Source organism: Acinetobacter sp. WC-743 (genome assembly GCF_000335555.1).
Classification (GTDB): domain Bacteria; phylum Pseudomonadota; class Gammaproteobacteria; order Pseudomonadales; family Moraxellaceae; genus Acinetobacter; species Acinetobacter bereziniae.
This window is the reverse complement of the sequence record NZ_AMFQ01000153.1, coordinates 1-1,873: the sequence shown is the minus strand read 5'-3', so window position 1 is coordinate 1,873 and position 1,873 is coordinate 1. Positions and strand designations below refer to the sequence as shown.

2 protein-coding genes and 1 pseudogene are annotated in these 1,873 nt (G+C 36.0%); all 3 read left to right on the top strand.

The annotated features are described in order from the left end of the window. The first annotated feature begins 76 nt into the window (after positions 1 to 76). Positions 77 to 814 carry a toxin glutamine deamidase domain-containing protein gene (locus ACINWC743_RS23485; RefSeq protein WP_009587275.1) on the top strand — a complete coding sequence of 246 codons (738 nt, stop codon included), beginning with the start codon at positions 77 to 79 and terminating at the stop codon, positions 812 to 814. Between the two features lie 11 nt (positions 815 to 825). After that, complete coding sequence (locus tag ACINWC743_RS23480) at positions 826 to 1,068, top strand: YrhB domain-containing protein (protein ID WP_009587274.1); 243 nt, start codon at positions 826 to 828, stop codon at positions 1,066 to 1,068. A gap of 95 nt (positions 1,069 to 1,163) precedes the next feature. Beyond that, positions 1,164 to 1,873, top strand: a pseudogene (locus ACINWC743_RS23475) (hemagglutinin repeat-containing protein); the annotation flags it as partial.

Below are 1,873 nucleotides of genomic sequence, written 5' to 3'. Positions count from 1 at the left end.
CGGAACTATGAAAGTTCTGTTGCATTAGCTTGCATATTTTTATGGCTCCCCTTGTAGGTTAAATTATGGACCATAAATGTCAACAGACCCTAATCCAAATGACAGTACAGGATTGCGTTATTTAGTTGTCAATCAAAATGGTAGTTTGAAAGCAAAATTATTACCAGTAGATTATCAAGCCCTATATTCAGTCTATGAGTTAAATAGTTCTAGGGCACTTGTTCAAGGTGGCGCATTGGCTTCAATAGTTGCGAATACACTGAAAAGTGGTCACGATGTTTTTGCTGATAGATCACTGTTTACAAATCAAGAAATGACAGCATTGTCTAGAACATTTGCTGGAGTTGAGGTGGTTGGTAATGTATTGATGATAGGTGGAGCTGTTGCACCTAAAAATGTTAAACTGACGACTAATACAGAAGCAGATGCGGGGGGAATTAAAAATATTAACCCGACTAATAGCAATCAAAATTGTGTTAATTGTGTATTAGCTGTGAATAATGAACTCAAAACTGGCGCACCAACTTCAGCTCTGCCAAGTACAAGTTCACTTCCATTTAATCAACTTGAAAAGGTACTAGGTACAAAACTCAGTGGGTGGATAAGCAAGAACAAAATGGAACAAGAATTATTGAAATCTGGAGATGGAACAAGGGCTGTTGTATATGGTATGACGAGTGATGGGCGTTCAGGTCATGTATGGAATGCAGTAGTTCAAAATGGAAAAGTGAATTATATTGATGGACAAACTGGTAGTTCCGGTTTGAATAACTTTAAACAGTTTGAACATATTAGATTTGGTAAGCTTAAGTAGAGATTATTTAAATGAAGACTGAAAAAGAAATCATTGAGTTAGCAAAAAAATTTTTAAGTACAAATTTAGGTGAACTTGATAATGATGAAATAGTAATTGATCCTAAATTAGACAAAGTTGATAATGGTTGGTTTATTTTTTATCAATCAAAAAGATTTATGGAAACAAAAGATATAAATTATTCTTTAGTTGGTAACACTCCAATTTTTATTGATAATAATGGGGAAATAATAGAGTTTAGAAGAAATTGGTAGTGTAGAATGACTTTGTTGCACAAACCTGTTCTTAAAGGCTTCTTTAGTAATATAATTTTCGACTGAAGGAGCCTAGCCCGAAAACCTATCGAATGACTAATTGGTCTTATTATAACAAGGCTTTGATAGGTCTCATTTCTAAAGACAGTTCAACCACGATCAGTAGTGGAAATGCAACTAATATTATTGGTGGTCAGGTACAAGGTAAAGGTGTACAGATTGATGCCAATGAACTGAATATTGAAAGCTTACAAGACAAAGCAACCTACAAGAGTAAGCAACAAAATATCTCAGGACAAGTCAGTGTCGGAACCAATGGTGCGAGTATCAACAGCGGAAATGCATCTACAGGATTTAGCAAATCCAATGTAAATGCCAATTATGCGTCGGTAAACGAACAGTCAGGAGTTTTCGCTGGAGATGATGGTTATCAGATCAAGGTGAAGAATAATACTGATTTGAAAGGAGCGATCATTACTTCGACACAGACTGCTGAAAACTTAAAGAAAAATAGTTTAGATACAGGCACATTGACGCATTCAGATATTCGTAACGTCAGTGAGTATGATGCCAAAGGTATTAGCTTAAGTGCAGGGTTTAATGCAGGCAAAAGTGATGAAAAAGGTGGTAAAACGCCTGATACTGTACTTTCTACACCAAACAAAATTGATCAGCATGCATCCACGACTACAGGTGTAAGTAAGTCGATCGGTTTTGGTTTAGACAGTGATAAAGACAGTAGTGTGACCAAGAGCGGTATCAATACGTCAAATATCACCATTCGAGATGAACAAGGTCAGCAAGC

Excerpts from the sequence above, each read along its gene's own strand:
- ACINWC743_RS23485 (WP_009587275.1), top strand. The coding sequence starts at position 77 with ATGTCAACAGACCCTAATCCAAATGACAGTACAGGATTGCGTTATTTA.
- ACINWC743_RS23480 (WP_009587274.1), top strand. The coding sequence starts at position 826 with ATGAAGACTGAAAAAGAAATCATTGAGTTAGCAAAAAAATTTTTAAGT.